General features: G+C 49.9%; 13 protein-coding genes. 7 read left to right on the plus strand and 6 right to left on the minus strand.

Going from position 1 to position 19,093, the window contains the following annotated elements:
* Nucleotides 1-106 precede the first annotated feature (106 nt).
* Nucleotides 107-2,272, minus strand: a complete 2,166-nt coding sequence (locus G499_RS0103110; RefSeq protein WP_154658292.1) for a type ISP restriction/modification enzyme — start codon at nucleotides 2,270-2,272, stop codon at nucleotides 107-109.
* A gap of 169 nt (nucleotides 2,273-2,441) precedes the next feature.
* Between G499_RS0103110 and G499_RS0103115 the strand changes: the two genes are divergently transcribed.
* The gene (locus G499_RS0103115; RefSeq protein WP_026998739.1) at nucleotides 2,442-3,131 is read left to right on the plus strand and encodes a hypothetical protein; all 690 of its coding nucleotides are present in this window, start codon (nucleotides 2,442-2,444) and stop codon (nucleotides 3,129-3,131) included.
* Between the two features lie 129 nt (nucleotides 3,132-3,260).
* Nucleotides 3,261-5,324, plus strand: coding sequence for a tetratricopeptide repeat protein (locus tag G499_RS0103120; RefSeq protein WP_026998740.1), 2,064 nt, complete (start codon nucleotides 3,261-3,263; stop codon nucleotides 5,322-5,324).
* Nucleotides 5,325-5,735: 411 nt separating this feature from the next.
* Here the strand turns inward: G499_RS0103120 and G499_RS0103125 are convergent, their stop codons facing one another.
* Complete coding sequence (locus tag G499_RS0103125; RefSeq protein WP_026998741.1) at nucleotides 5,736-7,211, minus strand: MBOAT family O-acyltransferase; 1,476 nt, start codon at nucleotides 7,209-7,211, stop codon at nucleotides 5,736-5,738.
* Nucleotides 7,212-7,767: 556 nt separating this feature from the next.
* On the opposite strand from G499_RS0103125, the gene G499_RS0103130 reads away from it, so the two are divergent.
* Both G499_RS0103130 and G499_RS0103135 read left to right on the plus strand, forming a co-directional pair.
* Entirely contained in the window at nucleotides 7,768-10,716 is a 2,949-nt protein-coding gene (locus tag G499_RS0103130) for an FAD-binding and (Fe-S)-binding domain-containing protein (RefSeq protein WP_051295860.1), read from the plus strand.
* 125 nt (nucleotides 10,717-10,841) lie between these two features.
* Nucleotides 10,842-11,132: a hypothetical protein gene (locus tag G499_RS0103135; protein ID WP_154658293.1), complete on the plus strand. Its 291-nt coding sequence runs from the start codon at nucleotides 10,842-10,844 to the stop codon at nucleotides 11,130-11,132.
* Here G499_RS0103135 and G499_RS0103140 read toward each other — a convergent pair.
* Nucleotides 11,121-11,843, minus strand: coding sequence for a DUF434 domain-containing protein (locus G499_RS0103140; RefSeq protein WP_026998744.1), 723 nt, complete (start codon nucleotides 11,841-11,843; stop codon nucleotides 11,121-11,123). The two genes, G499_RS0103135 and G499_RS0103140, sit on opposite strands and share 12 nt — an antisense overlap.
* 240 nt (nucleotides 11,844-12,083) lie before the next feature.
* Entirely contained in the window at nucleotides 12,084-14,624 is a 2,541-nt protein-coding gene (locus G499_RS0103145) for a M14 family zinc carboxypeptidase (protein ID WP_026998745.1), read from the minus strand.
* A gap of 461 nt (nucleotides 14,625-15,085) precedes the next feature.
* Between G499_RS0103145 and G499_RS0103155 the strand changes: the two genes are divergently transcribed.
* A complete protein-coding gene (locus G499_RS0103155) occupies nucleotides 15,086-15,460 on the plus strand; it encodes a hypothetical protein (protein ID WP_026998746.1) in 375 nt (124 codons plus the stop codon).
* A 193-nt stretch (nucleotides 15,461-15,653) separates the two neighbouring features.
* Here G499_RS0103155 and G499_RS0103160 read toward each other — a convergent pair whose 3' ends face one another.
* Together G499_RS0103160 and G499_RS18500 are read right to left on the minus strand one after the other, a co-directional pair.
* The gene (locus G499_RS0103160; RefSeq protein WP_026998747.1) at nucleotides 15,654-16,160 is read right to left on the minus strand and encodes a hypothetical protein; all 507 of its coding nucleotides are present in this window, start codon (nucleotides 16,158-16,160) and stop codon (nucleotides 15,654-15,656) included.
* 73 nt (nucleotides 16,161-16,233) lie between these two features.
* Nucleotides 16,234-17,727 (minus strand): hypothetical protein, encoded by a 1,494-nt coding sequence (locus tag G499_RS18500; protein WP_051295861.1) that lies wholly within the window; start codon nucleotides 17,725-17,727, stop codon nucleotides 16,234-16,236.
* A 188-nt stretch (nucleotides 17,728-17,915) separates the two neighbouring features.
* Here G499_RS18500 and G499_RS0103170 point away from each other — a divergent pair, with 188 nt between their 5' ends.
* Together G499_RS0103170 and G499_RS0103175 are read left to right on the plus strand one after the other, a co-directional pair.
* Nucleotides 17,916-18,269: a hypothetical protein gene (locus tag G499_RS0103170; RefSeq protein WP_026998748.1), complete on the plus strand. Its 354-nt coding sequence runs from the start codon at nucleotides 17,916-17,918 to the stop codon at nucleotides 18,267-18,269.
* Nucleotides 18,270-18,278: 9 nt separating this feature from the next.
* The gene (locus G499_RS0103175) at nucleotides 18,279-18,902 is read left to right on the plus strand and encodes an LEA/WHy family protein (RefSeq protein ID WP_026998749.1); all 624 of its coding nucleotides are present in this window, start codon (nucleotides 18,279-18,281) and stop codon (nucleotides 18,900-18,902) included.
* Nucleotides 18,903-19,093 lie beyond the last annotated feature (191 nt).

Here is a 19,093-nt window from a genome sequence, read left to right on the forward strand (position 1 = left end):
TTACGACACCATAGGCAGAAAATAGCGTGTTTTGTCGTTCCTTCAGGGGTTATGTGCCCAATCACCTGTGAAATGGTTGAGCTACAATATGCAAATCAAAACAGGATTAGGTCAGGATTTTCCACTTAGGACGTTGATCTTCAAGGTTTTGTAGGCCTTCTAACCAAGTACTCCATTGAGCCAGATAGTGTAACAAGCCGTTCTCCTCTTGTTTTTGTCGCATCTGCGCCAGAGTGGGCAATAGCGCTTCTATCCAAGTTTGGCTGGGTAGGTAGCTACAAGGCCGCAACCAGTGTTCGGGAAGTCGCACGATAGTCTGCCCTAGTTGTAGTTTTTGGGCTGTCAACTTGAGCGCTGCGCCAGCGTTGAAACGTTGCGAGCTAGAAGTTTGTAGTTGGGCAGGTTTGGGCAAAGTGTGGGGCGAATGCATATCAAGCCAGTCTTGTCCCCAAGTTGCCCACACATCAAAATCCTGCATCAGGGGCAAGCGTGGCAGGTCGTGTCGGAGGTTGGTTGCGTAGTTGTTTGGGTATTCGGGGTGTGTCAGTACGGCCAAGGCATAGGCTTTGAGCGTTTGTGGACTGATGCGGTCAGGGAGGGCTTCCAAATCTATCCAACGATGAAAAGCTTCAAACGCAAAATAGCCCTCTAACATTTGTAGGGCTTCGGTGGTTTGATAGAAAAAATCTTGCAAGACCTGATATGTTTCTTCATTTTTTGACTCCTTTTCGCCCTTTTGCTCAAATGTTTTGCAGAGGGTTTGGTATCGGTTGCGCAAGGTTCTGAAATCTTGGTCGGCTTGAGGGTATGGCGTATCAGCGATGGCCTTGAGGCGTTCGGCTTCGGGGCTATTGCGCAGACTATGTGCCCAGAACTGCATTGCATAGGCTAGATTTTCTCCTACAAAACACTGCTCGAAGCAGCTGTCATCCATCCAAAAAGCCAGTTGTTGCCGTACAGCCGTCGCATAGGCAGCCTGGTAGGCTTGGTATTGTTGTTTGTACCATTGGAGTGCTCGCGGCTGCAGGCTGTCTAGAGCCAAAGAGCGCCCAGGTGGCAATATAGCCGTAAAATAACCATAAGGACAAAGGTGCAACGCATCTGTAGCCAGCCATACAACAGCGGTAGGGGTAGTAGGGTCTGGAGGTTTGGGCGTAGGAGTAAACGGAGCTGGTGCTTCGAACACAGACACTACTTTTTTTGACTCCGAAGTTGGGGCATACAAGCTGGGCAACTTGGGGTATTCGGGGTCTGCTTGGTGTAGCCAAAGACCGTATTGGTCTGGCTGGATAAGCTGAGCAGGCGCGTCAGGGTCTAGGCTTGTCAGTCGGTATAGCCCTTTGGGCAGGTGTTTGGGTGGTTGAGGCGCTCCAACCCACCAACCTTGCCCCTCGGCTTCTTGGTAGCCCCAGTAGCTCAGCGGATAAGCTTGTAAGAGCAGCTGCCGGGCAAAATCATAGCCTTCTGATGAGAGCAGTACCTCGGGTACTTGTAAAGTCAAAATAGCGTGGGGGCAGCGCATCCGAACGGTATAGAGCCAATAAGCTACGCCGGCTTGTTGTGGATTTTCCCAAGTATCTACCCCAAAAAAAAGCGCCACACGCGAGGCCAACTCTTTGTCTTTGAGAGGCCACAGCGGTACAGTACGCAGATTGAGCCAAACCACCGCTGCCGGGTGGTGGTATTGTGCCAACAACGCACGGGTATTGGCTTGGGTTTGGGCAAAAAGCCCCGTTTGCAATTGCTGAAGATGTGCTTCTGATAAGGCTGGCGCATAGCCAACGGCTGCTGTGTCGCGCCAAGTAAGGGGAAGTTGGTAATAGTGTTCTAAACCAGTACAGAGGTGTTGGAGGGTACAGCTATCGGGCAGGGAGGGTAACATCTCCGAAGTGCCGCCGATATTCCATACCCTGTAGGGGGCCTCTGTGGTAGGGAGTCCTAGGCGTTGTTGCCAGAGTAGGAGCCAGCGCTCATCTTGGGCAGGAACTAGCGGCGGGTGTATTGTGGCCAATCCTTCGCCTACGGCCAGCCCCAGTGGCGTATGGTCGAGAGGCGCCAAGATTTCCTCCCATAAGGGGGAGGGTACAGCGCTCGCTCTGTGGGCAAGATATGCCTCTACAGACTGCAAAGCCCAAATTTCTTCGCCAAAGGCCTCCTTAAACACAGCAACCAAGGAGCGCAAGGGTGCGTCGGTGGCCGACTGTCGCAATTGCGCTGCCCATCGCTTACGCTGACTCAATGGAAACTGATTTGGGTCAAATAATGACTGCATACCAAAAACGCGTTCTGTAAACAAGGACACAAAGATAGTGATTTTGCTATGCGTCTGACAGTTGGTGGGCGCTTCTTCCCAAATCCTATACAAAATCCCCCTAGGGATGAATTTTTCTATAATTGGCCACGTTTCGAAAATGACATCATTTTCCCTAAACCTTTGGCTTATGTTATCTCCCTTACGCACCTTACGCAGCATAGTGCTGTTTTTATGTTTCTTCCCTGAATATTCTCAGGCGCAAAAGCCTTTCGCATTTGCCGATATTTCGGCAGCGGCCAATGGCGAATCAAGCTGGCAGTTTTCGTTATCGGCTTCAAGGGTACATCCTGTGGCTTTGCAAAAACGCTTCAGCATTGGTTATGGCCTTCGGTTTTCTTCTTTTTCGGGGCAAACGCTCAACTATATTTCTGCCCCTCCGGCCTTGGCTGCCGACCAAACCAAACAGGCTCAATGGCGAATAGAAGACCCATTGGTACATTTTCTGAATGCCGAAATCCACCTCCACGGCCAACTGAGCAACCGATGGGAGGCTGGCTTCAACATCGATGCCCTAGGGTTTGGCTGGGGGCCTGCTCGGACAGGTGCGCTGTTTATCGATGGTCAGCCACAAGTAGAGCGCGGCAGCCCTACACGCCCCAATGTTTTGTTGATAGGCAATAACGACATCGGCAGCCTCAATGCCAATGGGTACATCGGGTATCGTATCGCGCAGAAGTGGGCTGTTTTGGGCAGTTATAGCCATATTTATACAGAATACACACTTGATCGAGCCGTTCCTGAAAACTTTGATAACGACCGCTTCCGAAACAAGTCTTGGTTGATACGCTTGGCGTTGCGGTATCATCTGAGTAGATGATGATGGTGCCAGCCACTACCTCGCCCCCTAGCGGTACAAATAATGTGGAGAGGTTTGGTGTAATCTTTGTGAAAAGTGCTATTTTAGTAGCATTGTCCACTGTCTCTTCACACTATTTGGCCTATCTGCATGCTTCTATTTATCAAGCGTTTGTTTTGTGCCCTTCTGGGGCTAGGGATGATGGCTCATCCGTTGCAGGCTCAGCAAAATTATCAGCAATATACGGATAGTCTCTTGCAAGTATTGAAAACATACGAGGGGCCTGACAGCACCCGTGTCAAGATGTTGTTGCAAGTAAGCAGCATCTTATTGGCCTCTGATTTCCAGCAGGCATACAATACGGCTTCTGAAGCGTTGGAAATCTCCCAGAAAAGGGGATTCGCACGCGCAGAGGCCGCCGCCTTGGCAAGGCAAGGGCAGGCGAGGTATCAGCTAGGCAACTACCCCGAGGCAATCCGGCTACAACTGATGGCCATCGAAAAGTACAAGAAGCTCCAAATGTATGAGCAGCAAGTGTACTCCCTACAAACAGTAGGCAAGGTCTATGAAGTACAACAACTCTATGACAAGGCCTTGAAGCTCTATCAAGAGGCGCTTTCGCTGGCCGAAAAGCACCAACTCCCTGCTATGACAGCCTTTGCCTACAACAACATCGGCAATATTTATTTTTACCAGCAAGACTACAAACAGGCCATTGAGTACCAACAAAAAGCCATCGCCTTGCGTGAGCAAGAAAACCCATTCTCTTCTGCCCTGAGCTACTCATACAATGATATTGCCGGAATATATGTCGCCATGCAAGACTATGAGCAGGGGCTGCACTATTACAAAAAGGCACTGGAAATGGCGCAAAAAACACAAGACCAAATCCTGCTCATGGCCAGTGGAAACAATATCGGCACCATCCTTTTGCAACTGCAAAAACCCAAAGAGGCAAGGGAGTATGTGTTGTCTTCGCTACAGCTCGCCAAAGAAAAAAACTCCCTAAGAGACCTAGCCGATAGTTATGAGTTGCTGGCCAATATCTACCGCCAAGAGCAAAATTATGCCCAAGCACTCAACTACACAGACTCCGCCCGTATACACAAAGATAGCCTCTATAGTGAAAGCCGCCTAGCTGAAATAGGCAAGCTCGAAGCCAACTTTGAAATACAACGCCGCGACCAAGAAAACGAGATTCTTGTGCAGCGCTCCAAAATACAACAATCGCTATTGGCTGCTGGGGGCATTGGCCTGCTACTGATGGTGGTTTTGGCGGTGGTCTTGTACCGCAGCAACCAGTTTCGCCAAAAAGCCAATGAAGCCTTGTTGGAAAAAAATGAAGAAATCAATCAACAAAACGAAGAGATCAAAGTCATCGCCGAAACACTCCAAAACACCAATTTGGAGTTGTCAGCACAAAAACAATTGATTGAACTAAAAAACCAAGACATCACCGACAGCATTCAATACGCCAAACGTATTCAGGACGCTATACTACCCTCTCTCTCGGACATAAGGGCGGTGGTACCGAATAGCTTTGTGTTTTTTCAGCCCAAAGATATCGTCAGCGGCGATTTTTACTATTTCCATACCACCGACGACCAACGACTGAGCTTCTGGGCAGCAGTAGACTGCACCGGCCACGGCGTGCCCGGGGCGCTGATGAGTATGATTGGGTATCAACTGCTCAACGAATTGATTGTGGCCCAAGGCCTGACCTCGCCCGATGATATTCTGACCCAACTACACATAGGCGTGCGCAAAGCGCTCAAACAATACGAAACCAAAAACCGAGACGGGATGGACTTGACCCTGTGGGTGATTGACCACCAGACGCAGCAGCTACACTTTGCCGGGGCACGCAATCGCCTCCTTTGCCACTATCAGGGGCAATGGACAGAGCTAAAAGGAGACCGCTACTCTATCGGGGGGGAGCAGCGCGAACAAGAACGCCGATTTGGTAAGCAAACCTTAGTGCTCCGCCCCGGAATGCAACTGTATAGCTTTTCGGACGGTATCCAAGACCAGTTTGGTGGTGCTGACCGGCGCAAACTAGGGCTGACACGGCTCAAACTATGGCTCGAAGAAACCCTCAGCCTGCCCTCAACACAACAAGAGACGCATCTCCAAACGAAACTTACTGAATGGATGAACGCCGGTAGGGAGTCGCAGATTGATGATATGCTGTTGATAGGGCTGAAGTGGGAATAAGTGGTAAAAACACAGATGATGTTGTAGAATGGCCTTATCTGAGGGCTTGTATACCCAATCAAAATTGGTTTGGTAAACCTATGGGCCGAAACCCTTGATAGTCGAGTAAACCTTGGGATAATGTAGCATTCAGGGCAAACCAACAAAAAAGCCGATACTCAGGGAGTGTCGGCTTTTCACATACTAAACCTTTTTCAAAACTAAACCTCAAATGAAAACTCTACTCTATGCTTTTGCTGTGAAGCAGAAGAACTTTGCGCCTTAGTACAAAACTCTCTAGCTTACATTACAAAGTTAGGGCAAATCGAGTGGCGATACTATCGGGCAAAGGCTGTAACTTGAAGGACGAAACTACGGATTGAGGCTGGGGTAAATGCCTGATTGCACCTTAGCCTACAGTACAAATCCCTGTTAAAACTGGAAGTAGATAAAGGGCTGTACGGTTTCGCTCTGAAACTGGATGATAAGCTGGACAACCAAGACCCAAAAGATGATTTTGACAATCAGCGGCCAGCCTACAAACCAAGCCAGCGCCTCTTGTTTGAACCAGTGTGGGATAAAATGCAACGTAAAGCCCAACAAAAGCATCACACAGACCCACGGGCGTGCTGCCCAAAAAGGAGCCACAAAAGCCAGATCGAAGTGCGCCACTATCTGCCAGAGGCTGCCCAAGGCAAGGGCAAAGTCTGCATTGCGGAAAAACACCCACAGCACCGCCACAAAGTGAAAGGTCAGCAGCCAGCCCAATACCAGCCCTACCTCTGATTCCCGCCAGCGGGCAGGTGTTTGGGCCACAAACCACTTGTGTACCATCAGCCCCAACCCGTGAGCGCCCCCCCAGACCACAAACGACCAGCTCGCTCCGTGCCAAAGCCCCCCGATGAGCATCGTCAGCATCAAGAACACATACTGCTTGGCAACGCCCTTGCGGTTGCCCCCCATCGCGATGTAGAGGTAGTCGCGCAGCCAAAAAGAGAGCGAAATATGCCAGCGCCGCCAAAATTCCGTAATACTCCCCGACTGATAGGGGCTGCGGAAGTTTTCGGGCAGATGAAAGCCCATCCACAAGCCCAGCCCGATGGCCATATCCGAGTAGCCCGAAAAATCGCAATAAATCTGCAAGGTATAGGCATACATCGCCATCAGGTTCTCAAAGCCCGAGTAGCCTACTGGATTACTGTATACAATATCGACATATTGCGCGAGGTAGTCGGCGATGACGGCCTTCTTGAACAAACCCTTAAGCACGAGGTAAGTCCCCGTGTGTAGTGTGATAAGGTCGAAGGTAATCGGGCGGCGGATTTGGGGTAAAAAGTCCCGCGCCCGTACGATAGGACCGGCCACCAACTGCGGAAAAAAACTTAAGTAAAATGCAAACCCCAACAAACTACGCTCGGGCGCAATTTCGCCTCGATAAACATCGACCAAATAACTGATGACCTGAAAGGTGTAAAACGAAATACCGATGGGCAGGAAAATATCCAAGCGTTCAAAATCGCCCCCCATCAGGTAAAAAATCTGCTGTACCAAAAAATTGGTGTATTTGAAATACAACAAAAAACTCAGATTCGACACAATCCCCAATGTCAAGAGCAAGCGTCTGTTGTCGGGTACTCGCAGCCGCGATAGCCATAGCCCCAGATAATAGTTGAGCACAATCAACCCCCCAAATACCAACACATACCAGCCGCTGGATTTGTAATAAAAAAACAGGCTAAACACCACTACATACACCAGTCGCGCCTGTATGCGATGATAGAGATAGCGGTAAAAAGCCAAAAAAAGTAAAAAAAGCAGCCAAAAAGTGCCACTATTGAAAAGCATTGGTTGTTTGGGGTCGTACAACCATAGCCCTTGTAGCTGTTGCCAAAGTATATCAAATTGCATAAAATCTCATCACACCTGCTACTGAGGTGTTTTGTTGGATGGAGTAGCGCCTTATCAATAGGGCATTTATGTATACCCAATCAAAAATGGTTTGGGAAATGTGTCCGCTGAAAATCCTTGAGAATCAAGAAAATCAAATCCTATGAACCCTCAAAATCTTGTGAATCTTGGTATAAAAGTGGCAGCATCTTGCCTATTTCGCAAAACAAAGGTATCAATTTTCTCCCAAAACCCTTCTGAACTTGTATATTTGGGAGGTGAGCTAATATTTTAGAGCTTGTTTAGATTTTCAGCTCGACACTCAAAACAGATGATTTTTGTGCTGTTACTAGGTAAAAAACGCAGGCCTTATACATAGCCCACGATGTTAATCGTGGGAGGGCTACGGCGAGCATTTTTAACGGAGTAACAGCCAAAACAAGCTCTAAAAAAGATAGCTACCCAAACTTGGCTAAACAAACTGTTTTGGAGTCAAAATACAACCTTGCCTGTTCCCGAAGCTGGAGCTTCGGGCTACCTATAGATGTCTTTGTTCATACTTCCTACCCATAAAAAAATGTTTCGCAACCCCACCACCGACAGCCCCCTCGCCAATGCTTTGACACAACTTGCCTCAGCACTTGTGGGCGAACTCCACACCGACGATACTTGGCGCATCCTCTATGCTACCGATGCTTCGGCCTATCGAGAGATGCCCTTGGCCGTTGCCCTTCCCAAAACAGAAGCCGACGTGGCCGCCCTCATCCGCTGGGCCAATGCCCACAGCGTAGCCCTGATACCCCGCACGGCGGGCACTTCGTTGGCCGGGCAGGTAGTAGGCAGCGGCTTGGTGGTGGATATGTCGAAATATTTTACCCAAATTCTCGAAATCAATCCTCAGGAGCATTGGGTGCGGGTGCAGCCCGGGGTCATCCGCGATGAGCTGAACCGTGCGCTCAAACCCCACGGCCTCTTTTTTGGCCCCGAAACCTCTACGGCCAACCGGGCGATGATAGGGGGGATGGTCGGTAACAACTCCTGCGGCACGCATTCGCCCGTGTATGGCAGCACCCGCGAGCACACCCTCGAAGTAAAGGGCTTTTTGAGCGATGGCTCACCGGTCAGCTTTGGCGCGCTCAGCGCCACCGACTTCGCGCACAAGACCCAAGCCGATACCCTCGAAGGACGCATCTATCAGGGCTTGTACCAATTGCTCGGCCCTGCTGAGGTGCAAGAAGAAATCCGGCGGGAGTTTCCACACCCCGGCGTAACACGTCGCAATACCGGCTATGCCCTCGATTTTCTGATTAGCCGACAGCCCTTCGCTCCCGAAGGAGAGGCCTTCAATATGTGCAAACTCATCTGCGGCTCAGAGGGTACGCTGATGTTTATCACCGAAATCAAGCTCAACCTCTCGCCCTTGCCCCCGCCCGAAATCGGGCTGGTTTGTATCCACTGCCACAGCGTCGATGAGTCGCTGCGTGCCAATGTGATTGCGATGCAACACCGGCCTACGGCGAGCGAACTGATGGATCACTACGTGTTGGAGTGTACCAAGAGCAACATCGAGCAGCGTCAGAATCGCTTTTTCGTGGAAGGCGACCCGGCGGCCATCCTCGTGGTGGAGTTTGCCAAAGACACCCGCGAGGAGATTGACCAAGCCGCCCAAGCCCTCATTGCGGAGCTGCAAGCTGCCGGACTGGGCTACCACTATCCAACGGTCTATGGGGCGGACAGTGTGAAGGTATGGAACCTGCGCAAGGCCGGGCTGGGCCTGCTCTCGAATATGGTAGGCGATGCCAAACCCGCCCCTGTGATTGAAGACACTGCCGTGTCGGTAGAGGAACTGCCGGCCTACATTGCCGAGTTCAACGAGGTGCTGGCCAAGTATGGACGCTATGCCGTACACTATGCCCACGCCGGTGATGGAGAGCTGCACCTGCGCCCTATCCTCGACCTCAAGACTGCCGAGGGGCATCGCGAGTTTCGCGCCATTGCCGAAGATGTAGCCGCCTTGGTCAAAAAATACCGTGGCTCCCTCAGTGGCGAACACGGCGATGGCAGGCTGCGGGCAGAGTTTATCCGGCAGATGGTCGGGGAGCGCAACTACGAACTGATGCGGCAGGTAAAGCAACTCTTCGACCCTCAAAACCGCTTCAATCCCCATAAAATTGTAGATGCGCCGCCCATGGACACCTCGCTGCGCTACACCCCCGGGCAAGTTACCCGCGAGGTGCAGACAGTATTCGATTTTTCTGAAGTAGGCGGACTGGTGCGGGCGGCAGAGTTTTGCAACGGCTCCGGCGACTGCCGTAAGACCCACCTCTCGGGCGGCACGATGTGCCCTAGCTATATGGCTACCCGCGAAGAAAAAGACACTACCCGCGCCCGCGCCAACATCTTGCGCGAGGTGTTGACCCAAAGCCAAGCCGCCAATCCCTTGGCCGACGAGCGCATCAAAGAGGTGATGGACCTCTGCCTCAGCTGCAAGGGCTGTAAGTCTGAGTGCCCCTCCAATGTGGATGTGGCCAAGATGAAGGCCGAGTTTTTGCAACACTACTACGACCAACACGGCGTGCCCCTGCGCACCCGCGTGATCGCCAACTTCACCCGCGCCAACCGCCTTGCAGCCCTCAGCCCCAAGTTGTACAACCTCTTCGTGGGGAGCAAGTTGAGTGCTTTGGCCTTCAAGCGGTTAGCCGGATTTGCCCCCGAGCGTTCCCTGCCGCAGTTGCACACCCATACCCTCCGGCAGTGGTACAAGCGCCACTACCAAGCCCCGGCCAAGCCCCAAGGGGTGCTGTATCTGTTTTGTGATGAGTTTACGAACTACAACGACACCCCCATCGGCATCACCACCATCCGCCTGCTGACGGGGCTGGGCTATGAGGTCAAACTTCTCCAACACGCCGAAAGCGGACGGACTTACCTCTCTAAGGGATTGCTGCGCCAAGCCAAACAGCTGGCCAAGCAAAATGTACAGACTTTTGCCCCATTGGTCAATGCCGACAGCCCCTTGGTGGGCATAGAGCCTTCGGCGCTCTTGTCGTTTAGAGACGAATACCTCGACCTGGCCGATGCCGACTGGAAGCCGCAGGCCCAAGCCCTAGCGCAACACTGCTATACCCTAGAGGAGTTTTTGGCCAAAGAGCGCGATGCCGGACGTATTCGCCCTGAGCAGTTTAGTACCGACAAAAAACTCGTGAAAGTCCACGGGCACTGCCACCAAAAAGCCCTCAGCTCGATGACACCCACCAAAAAAATACTGACCCTCCCACTCAACTACGAAGTGCATATGATTCCTTCGGGCTGCTGCGGGATGGCCGGCTCGTTTGGCTATGAGGCCGAGCACTATGCCCTCTCGATGCAGGTGGGCGAGCTGGTGCTCTTCCCCACTGTCCGCCAACAAGCCCCCGAAACGCTGATTTGCGCCGTAGGGACAAGCTGCCGACACCAAATCAAAGACGGGACAAAGCGCCAAGCCCTACACCCCGCCGAAATCCTCTGGGAGGCGTTGAGGAAGTAGGGGTATACTGTTTTTATAAAAATATCATTGAGTTTTTGTAACTATTTAGGTGATATTATTTGTTGTAAATCTCTTACTATCAATTAGTTATCTTTTGTTATATAGTTTGGCTTTATATCCGGCAGATGTTGGCCTACCAGCAGTACATGCGTTGGTTTCAGGCCAAGGTATTTACGGCTTACTTTATTGGCCTCACTACCGGACTCTGTTTGTATATGTATGAGTATGCTAGGCGTATGCCTGGGGAGTACGGGCTGTTGGTTTATGGGCTTACGCTTTCTTGGATGTTGGTCAATTGGTTTGGCTTTCGTCCTCGCCTGATGCGCCAACACAATGATCAGATGAACGAAATCATCGAGCAACTCACCCAACTCGCCAACCAACTAGAAACTGGCGAAAAAGACTCAGACCAATGACCGAACCTGCGGCTGCCCTATCTGTGTTTGGGTGATGAGGTATTTGAGCATATTGAACCACCCCTGTGGGGCACGGTCCAGAATCCAACCATCCGACGTAATGACAACGCCCTGCGCCTCCGCTAGGGCTTTGTCGGGATTGTTGAGCAGCTCAATCTGCCACTGCCAGGCATAGGGGGCGATAAACTCCGTGATTTTTTGGCGTAGCCGCCCACTGTTCGACACCGGCGCATCGAAATACCAACAAACCGGCCCTGTTTGTAGGGTTTGCAAGGCTTGACCAATGCATATGATGGCGGGCTGCGTCTCGATTACACTCTTGTAGGTGCCGTGGATGCTGGCAATATCGCGGTAGCAACCGTCTCGACACAAAAACAACAAGCCTCCCGAAAGTGCCGATTCTACGCCTATGAGCAGGTTGTAGCCATCAATAAACACCGGCTGCCCTACCAACTGAGCCGCTTGTCGTTCGCTGTACTTACGGCTGATAGCAGTGCTATCGGCGCAAGAAGCCCGCAACAGGGCGTGTCGTTGGCGTGCGTTGAGGCGGTAACGGTCGCCAACCAATTTCAATGCCGATGACTCGGCATAGCCCCGTTCTTGCAAATAGCTCAAATCCTGAACTGCTTGCCGCAGTACTGTCAGCCAAGATTCCGTAAATAGCTGCTTGTCAGATGAATGCTGACCACGATGTTTTTGTTGATGTGCCATACATAGATTTTATAGACCAATGGGCAATGGGCAATGTATCAATAATATAGCTCGAAAATCACAAAAACACATCATCCTCCAAGGGTTTTTATGCCCTTGAAGGATTGTATACCAAGATGTACTTGATTAGCAAGGATTTTCCAGAGGATATATCCAATCACCTACGCGGAGATACACAATATGCAAATCAAAATGGGATAATGGCGTAGTTTCCAGTGTGTCGAGTCTGTAAAAGTGCGCTCAATCCATAGGCAACCAAACGGCATTAGCAAAGAGTTGCTGTGTGGCATGCCAAAAACCTCTGAAAACAGGCGTATCGGTGAAGTAGATGATTTCGCCATCGCCATAGAACTCTAAGCCGAAGGCAAGTGTTTTTGGGATTTGAGGCTTGAGCTTATGGCCTACAAAACCGTGTAGGTAGCTGTCTTCTTCAAATCGGCCTACTGTCCACGCGCCGTTTTCTGTGAGATATGGATAGGTTTTAGGGTTACGTTTCATCCAAAACACCGTTTCGGTTTCGCCAAAAGCCAGCGGATGCGAATCATCGAGATATACCTTGTAAACAGCACCCTCTATACCTTCTGTCATGGCTTCGCGCTCACGGTCTTCGTAGCGCATTTTGGCGGGGTCTTTGGCAGGTTTGTCCTTGTCTTTGTTTTGTTTGGCCGATTCTTTGGCCGCAATGGCCTGAGCCAACTGAGTTTCTTGGGCTTGGGCAAATAGCTCTATACTACGCTCTAAGGCCACGACTCGGCCACCTTGGTGGATATAGGCCAATAGTTGTTCGCTGTGTTTGCGATAATTACCCGATGGCAAGACAATTACATCAAATTCTCGCAGGTCAACACTGCCCAAGTAGTTGGTCTGTAATACGGTAACTGTCGTGCTGACTTGTTCCTCAAAATAGTGCCAGATTTCTCCAAACGAAGTAGGCGCTACACCATCTCCCCCTACAATGGCGACATTACTTTTGCGGATAAGCGGAAAGCCCGAGGCTCCCAAGTCACGGCCTTTGCTGACCAAGCCTGTGTACAACGGTTTGAGGGGTTGTTGTGCCTTATTGGCAAGGCTTATCACAAGGTTGGCAAAGGTCTCAGGGTCGAGGTGTCGGTTGTCGGCCTGAGTGAGGAGCATCGTCCCCCGCTCAAAGGTTTGGTCTTCTATTTCGAAGGGGCTTGTCGTCGTACGCAAGTTGAGGCCGGCCTCCAAACAAGCGGCCAAGAGCGATGCCTGCTGGGTGGCTTTCCAAGGGAAGGCAAAAGCGTAGGGTGGGCGCGCTGTTGGGGTATTGGGTTCAAAATCGAGTTTTACACTGTCTTTCTTGCTGCCGATGTTGCCCTTGCTGGCGTAGGCTTCCAAGCCAAGCGCATAGGGCAAGGCCCAGGCCGTAAGGTCATAGGTGATAGAGTCTTCGAGAGCGGCTACCGGCTCAAACAATATTTTGGCCAAGTGCCCTTGGGGCTGGGCTGTCGAGATGACAATATCGCCTTCGTCTTTGGCAAAGCTCCCCATCTTGTGGGCTTTATAATCCCAGCCGCTGCCTCCGCTGCTGCTGTAGGCATATTGAATTTGCTGCCCATCGAGTATACGTAGCAAGGTGCGCAGCTTGGCGGTATCGTTTGTGCCCTTGACCACAAAGCTTCTATAATCTCCTTTAGGACCTTGGCGGGCGGTTTTGAAGTAGTTGGCAAACTCTTGGAGTATTTTTTGGCGGTGTGTATAGGCCGCTCGCAGGGTTGCCATTCCTGCTTCGTGGTGATTGTTGAGGCGGCGCTCTAGGGTGAGGGTGTCTTGGCCTCGGTAGGTGGCCGTACTGCCCCTACCGGAGCCACTTTGTTCGTAGGTATAGCCCAAGGCTCCTTGGTACGAAGGCCAAGTATCACCATAGCTGGGGTAAAAGAGGTCAAAGACCTCTTTGGTAAAATAGAGTTGGTTGCTTTGGTCAAAGTATTGGGCAATGGTCTCGCCTAGGTATTGGGGGAACTCTCGTTGCCAATCGCTGAGTGCAGGGTGGTAGGGGCTCGCCGAAGGAGGGAAGAAATACTGAGAGAAAACGCCCATCTCGTGAAAATCTACGTGTACATGAGGCATCCATTGGCCAATGAGCCGGGTGCGGGCGCGGCTTTCTTGTTGGGTTTGCCAAGCCCAGTCGCGGTTGAGGTCAAAGATGTAGTGGTTGAAACGCCCTCCGGGCCAAGGTTCGTGATGTTCCCAAGCGGCGATATGGCCATTTCCGCGCTTGCCGACAGCTTGGGCGTGCCAGATGGCGTAGCGATCGCGCCCGTCGGGGTTTTCACAAGGGTCAATCACCACCAACATTTCTCCGAGCCAAGCTTGTATTTCCGCTGTAGGGGCGCTAGCCAAGGTATAGAGGGTGCGCATGGCGGCCTCTGTGCCGGAGGCTTCGTTCCCGTGAATGTTGTAACTCAGCCATATAATGGGGCGGTGTTGACCGGGCGCGCTGCCTTGGTCAAGCCCTGTGATGATGCGGTTGTGTAGACGGATGTCTTCGCGGCTTTGTATCAGGGGCTCTGCTCCTACAAAGGCTGCTATCAAGAGCCTTCCCTCATAGGTCTGCCCATAGTATTCCAAAACTACGCTCGGAGAGCGCTCGGCTACGTGCTCAAAATAAGCCACTACCCGATGGTGAGGGGTAAATCGCTGCCCAAGAGGGTAGCCCAAAAAATCATCGGGGCTGAGGAGGGATTGGGCGTTCAAGGTGTTGATAGTCAGGCATAGAATCAATGCCCAACCCAGAAAATGGTGTAGAAAACGGCTCATATCATTTGTTGATAAAAACAAACAAGCCAACCTCGCACTGCGGGCGGCCTTTTGTGAGTTAAACTGTAATGCTAAACGTTAATTTGAAATGGCGAAAGATAAGCATTTTTTATGGGCTATTCACCAAATAATGCACCCAAAAAAGTGCTTATACCAAACATTCTGGGTGGATGTGTGAGACACATATGATTGTATACGTTAGAGACCTATGAGCAAATTGACAAAAAGCCAAGGGAACTCTAAGAACTTGTTTATACCCAATCACAATTGCTTTGGGTATAAACAAACTATAAAGTCTCAAATTCATATCAAAGCGAACTTCTATTTTTTGCTGATGCCTTTTTGGTTTTTATGACACATTAATAACTATTTTTTGCCATATCCGTATGATAATAGTACGCACTTAAATTAATTAATTAAAAATTTTATAAAAAACCTTACATCACAGCAAATACTTCTTCGTGGCTTATGACGAGGCTAAGGAGCAGATTTACTACAAGTTCAGCGCCGAAACCTTGCAAATGACCGCTGATGAATATTTGCAAGAACTAATAACTTTTCTAAATTTAACTAAACAGTACAAGCCCCAAACGATTTTGGGCGAAATGCAGGAGTTCCAGTTCTCTATTCCGCCTTCGGTTCAAGAGTGGGTAGGTCAATACCTCTTCCCTGCTTACCAAGCCATAGGGATGAAAAAAATCGCGATGATTCTTACCCAAGAGTTTATCCCTAGCCTGTCGATAGAGCAAACAATGGAAGAAGACAAGACCAATGCCTTCCAAACGCGGTATTTTGAAAACATACAAGAGGCGCAAGCTTGGCTACAGGAGAAGTAAAAAATACAGACTTTCCAAGAACCTAATTCTTTAGAAAGTCTGTGATGTATGTTTTGTAAGATTGCTTTCGGTTTGGTCTGAGAACAAAACTAGACTCCAGCTTCAGGAAAATGCGTCGCAGAGGCGTATCGAGTATGAAGGTGGAGTTTTAGCTAGATACCCCAAACGGATAGAGACTTGATTGGTAGCGTACTCAGTCTACAAATAGCTTTTCTTTCACCAGCTTTGCACCACAGGTTTCGGCTAGGCGCTCTAGGGCGCGTTGCATTTGCCGGGCTTGTTCTTCATCGTGAAAAATCATCTTGGCCGAAGCCACCCTGATTTCCTGTGTCTGCTTGGGTTTGTTGTTGTAAGCACCAATAAATCGTACCGATTCATTGGTGGTAACAATGAACAGCTCGTTGCCTTTTTGCTCGATATTGGTTACATTTTCCATCCGGAGGTCATAGCCTGATACCCGAGCACCTTTTTTGCGGAAGGTTACAAAATAGTTTTTCTTTACATCGCGGGTGATGTCTATTTGCGTGTCGTCAGAGGCCAACAACCGCCCTCCGGTGGTGTTCTCGCTTACGGGATGTGTTTCGAGCAAGTAGGCCGGCAGCTTGCCCTGAATCCAATTGAGCGTATTTTTTTGGCTTTGGGCTGTGAGCGAAAGCGAAGTAAGCAGGGCTATTGTCAGTACGGTAATGATGCGGTACATAGCATTTAGAGTATTTGGGTGAATAAATAAAAAGTGTTTGTAGGGTTTTACGCACAAAAGGGGGCTAGTGTTATTATACTTCTACAATCACCTGCCCTAGGGAGCGGTTATTATCCCGGGCTTGGCGCAGTTTTTTGGCCTCATCTAGCTCATCGCGCAGCCGCTCAAAGTAGTAGACTTGTTGCCCTTGTTCGTCGAGGCGGATATCGCCCCCAAGGTCTGATACTAGCTGCTGCATCATCCGCTGGACGATGGCCTGCGAAAGGCGCTCTTCTTGTTTATTTTGGGCATTGACAGCCTCCAGTAGGTGGGTGAGGGCAATGGGTGCTTGGTAATTGTGATAAATCACCTTCATCAAGCGCTTGCGGATATTGTTTTGATGGCGGCGGCGGCGTTTGGGAATCAACCAGAAATAGCGCAAAATAGGAACAGCGAAAAACAAGAGTGAGAAGACCCAAGGAATACCTCCCAACAGGGCTATAATGTAGATGCCATCGGGATCCTCGGCAATCATTGGATCGCTGATAGCAAACAACATAATCGCTGAGGAGAAGGCTAGGTTGAACATATTCATAAACCCAACCCCCACATTGCGCCAAAAACTGTTGCCAGTAAGCTTGTATTCGGCCTCATATTCATCCCAATACCACTCGATAGGTGCATCGCCCTCTTGGTTTTTGCTGCGAATAAGTTCATAAAAATCACCATAGAGTACCCCATTGGTGCTGATACTGACATCGCCCCCAAAGCGCACGACACACTCCGCCATAAACTTTTCTGCCTCGGCCAAAGTCCAACCCGCTAACCCCATCAACTCTGTAGTAACGACAATACCTTGGTTTTTGCGCAAATAAGCGGCTACCTCTTGTTGATTGGCCAAAGGATGTGGCTCATAGCGTGGAGGGCCAAAGACGAAATCATAAACCGAGGCCACAAAGTTCTTACTCTTATCCGCATCTTTGCGCTTACTCACCTTGGCCAAGGTAGAGGGGGGTGGGTCATAGCTACGATAACGATAGCCCCGGCTGTCAGTTTCGTAGTGATAAGAGTGGGCGGCGTTGTAGGTATTCCAGCGGAAAATAGCGAAGAAAATATCTCCCACAAAATTGAAAAGCCCACCGCCAGAGCTAGATGAAGAAGAGGAGGAACTAGAGCTAGAGTCATTGTCTGAGCCGCTCATCGCCGCAAAAATGATGGCTATCAGGATGACCAAAAAGATGACGAAATATACCACTAAGGTAATCGTAATCCAGAGCTTGAAGATGATCATAAAAGCCTTCCAAAGCCACTGTTGTACGGCATGCCACCACTCGCCCCAAGTGCGTTGCCCACGAGGGTGGAGGCTGCTGCCAAAGTCATAAATAAGGTCGCCGTTTTCGGTGAGCTTGAGCCTGCAATCATAACGACTCATCAAGTGGGTCATCACAGTTTTGGCCTCTTCCAATGAAATACCAGTCAGTGCAGAAGCATCGGGAAGGGTCATTACGCCACCTTTACTACGCAGATGTGTGCTGACTTTTTGGGCTACCGGAATCAGGGTGGGCGTAAGGGATGTGTTATCGGCCATGGAAGCAAAAAATTTAGGTACAGTAGTTTTTCAGGTATACGCTACCCAAATATACGAAAAAGTATGAAGGAAGGACGAGTTATGATTTCAGATTGACGAATTACAATTGTAGATTTACGACTGTAGAGTTACGATTTGGAATCGTCAATCCCAAATCGTCAATCCCAAATCCCAAATCGTCAATCATAATGCGTTTATTCAAAAATATTTGGTGCTTTTGTATTTTGTTGTTGGCCTGTGATACCAAGCCACTCAGCAACCAGTATGATGCGCTAGAGTTGGCTGGAGAGTGGCACCTCAACCGATGGGAGCGCTACAACACTCTTTACTTCGGGGGTGATGAGCTAGTCATAGGCAACCACATCGACACTATATTCCGTTATCGCTATGAGCTACGGAGCGACTCTTTGTTGATTTATAGCCATCAAGGCCAACAACTCTTGCACATCAGCCGTATTGAAGACCTAAACCCCAAACGTTTGGTTTTACGTGATTTGTTTGACAAGACCGAAAGCCAGACCTATACCCGAACCCCACAATAAACCCATTTTATGCAACAATTTTATCGACCTACTACAGGGCAGCGGAAGCTCCTACTGCTGGTTTTGGCGCTTGGATGTCTACTGCCTATGCTTGATGGCTGCCGCGCCATTTCTCAAGGCAAACGTTTCGCCGAGTGTGAGTTTAGTTTTCATTCTATGAGCGAGATGACCCTCGGAGGGGTCAATATCCAAGGTATTCGCGACATCAGTGACATCAGCATTATCGACGCAGGGCGGCTGCTGCTCCAGCTGAGCAAGGGGGAGTTGCCACTCAACTTTACATTCAATATTCAGGTCGAAAACCCCAACGATAAGATGGCCGCCCTCAACCAACTCGATTGGATACTCCTACTTGACGATAACGAGCTCACCCAAGGCACTACCGACCGCAGGATAGAAGTACCGGCCAAAGGCAACGCCATCATGCCGATTTATATCACGATTGAAGCCAACAAAATTTTCAAAAAAGAAACTGGTCGTTCGCTTATCAATCTTATCCTCAACCTATTCGGGCAAGGGAAGGCCAACACCCGCTTTACAGCCAAGGTAAAACCAGCATTTTTGATAGCTGGAAAAATGGTTAAATACCCAGGCTATATCAAAGTAAATCAAGACATTGGGAGGAAGAAGTAACATCGCCAATCAAATAAGGCCCCTGTGCGTAGTTATGCAAGTCAACGGCTTGTCTTACACGTGCGCACACGGCTTATTAGGTTGCACTAAAAGGTGTATATTAGACCATATTGGAGACTCAGGAAAAGTGTGTTGGGTCTCTAAATCGTTTTAAGACATCCTGTATGTATTCTTCTGAGATATTATTGTGC

The sequence above is a fragment of the Eisenibacter elegans DSM 3317 genome (assembly GCF_000430505.1).
Lineage (GTDB): Bacteria > Bacteroidota > Bacteroidia > Cytophagales > Microscillaceae > Eisenibacter > Eisenibacter elegans.

Coding starts and splice junctions, on each gene's coding strand:
- G499_RS0103110 (WP_154658292.1), bottom strand. CDS start 2,272: ATGCAGTCATTATTTGACCCAAATCAGTTTCCATTGAGTCAGCGTAAG.
- G499_RS0103115 (WP_026998739.1), top strand. CDS start 2,442: ATGTTATCTCCCTTACGCACCTTACGCAGCATAGTGCTGTTTTTATGT.
- G499_RS0103120 (WP_026998740.1), top strand. CDS start 3,261: ATGCTTCTATTTATCAAGCGTTTGTTTTGTGCCCTTCTGGGGCTAGGG.
- G499_RS0103125 (WP_026998741.1), bottom strand. CDS start 7,211: ATGCAATTTGATATACTTTGGCAACAGCTACAAGGGCTATGGTTGTAC.
- G499_RS0103130 (WP_051295860.1), top strand. CDS start 7,768: ATGTTTCGCAACCCCACCACCGACAGCCCCCTCGCCAATGCTTTGACA.
- G499_RS0103135 (WP_154658293.1), top strand. CDS start 10,842: ATGTTGGCCTACCAGCAGTACATGCGTTGGTTTCAGGCCAAGGTATTT.
- G499_RS0103140 (WP_026998744.1), bottom strand. CDS start 11,843: ATGGCACATCAACAAAAACATCGTGGTCAGCATTCATCTGACAAGCAG.
- G499_RS0103145 (WP_026998745.1), bottom strand. CDS start 14,624: ATGAGCCGTTTTCTACACCATTTTCTGGGTTGGGCATTGATTCTATGC.
- G499_RS0103160 (WP_026998747.1), bottom strand. CDS start 16,160: ATGTACCGCATCATTACCGTACTGACAATAGCCCTGCTTACTTCGCTT.
- G499_RS18500 (WP_051295861.1), bottom strand. CDS start 17,727: ATGGCCGATAACACATCCCTTACGCCCACCCTGATTCCGGTAGCCCAA.
- G499_RS0103170 (WP_026998748.1), top strand. CDS start 17,916: ATGCGTTTATTCAAAAATATTTGGTGCTTTTGTATTTTGTTGTTGGCC.
- G499_RS0103175 (WP_026998749.1), top strand. CDS start 18,279: ATGCAACAATTTTATCGACCTACTACAGGGCAGCGGAAGCTCCTACTG.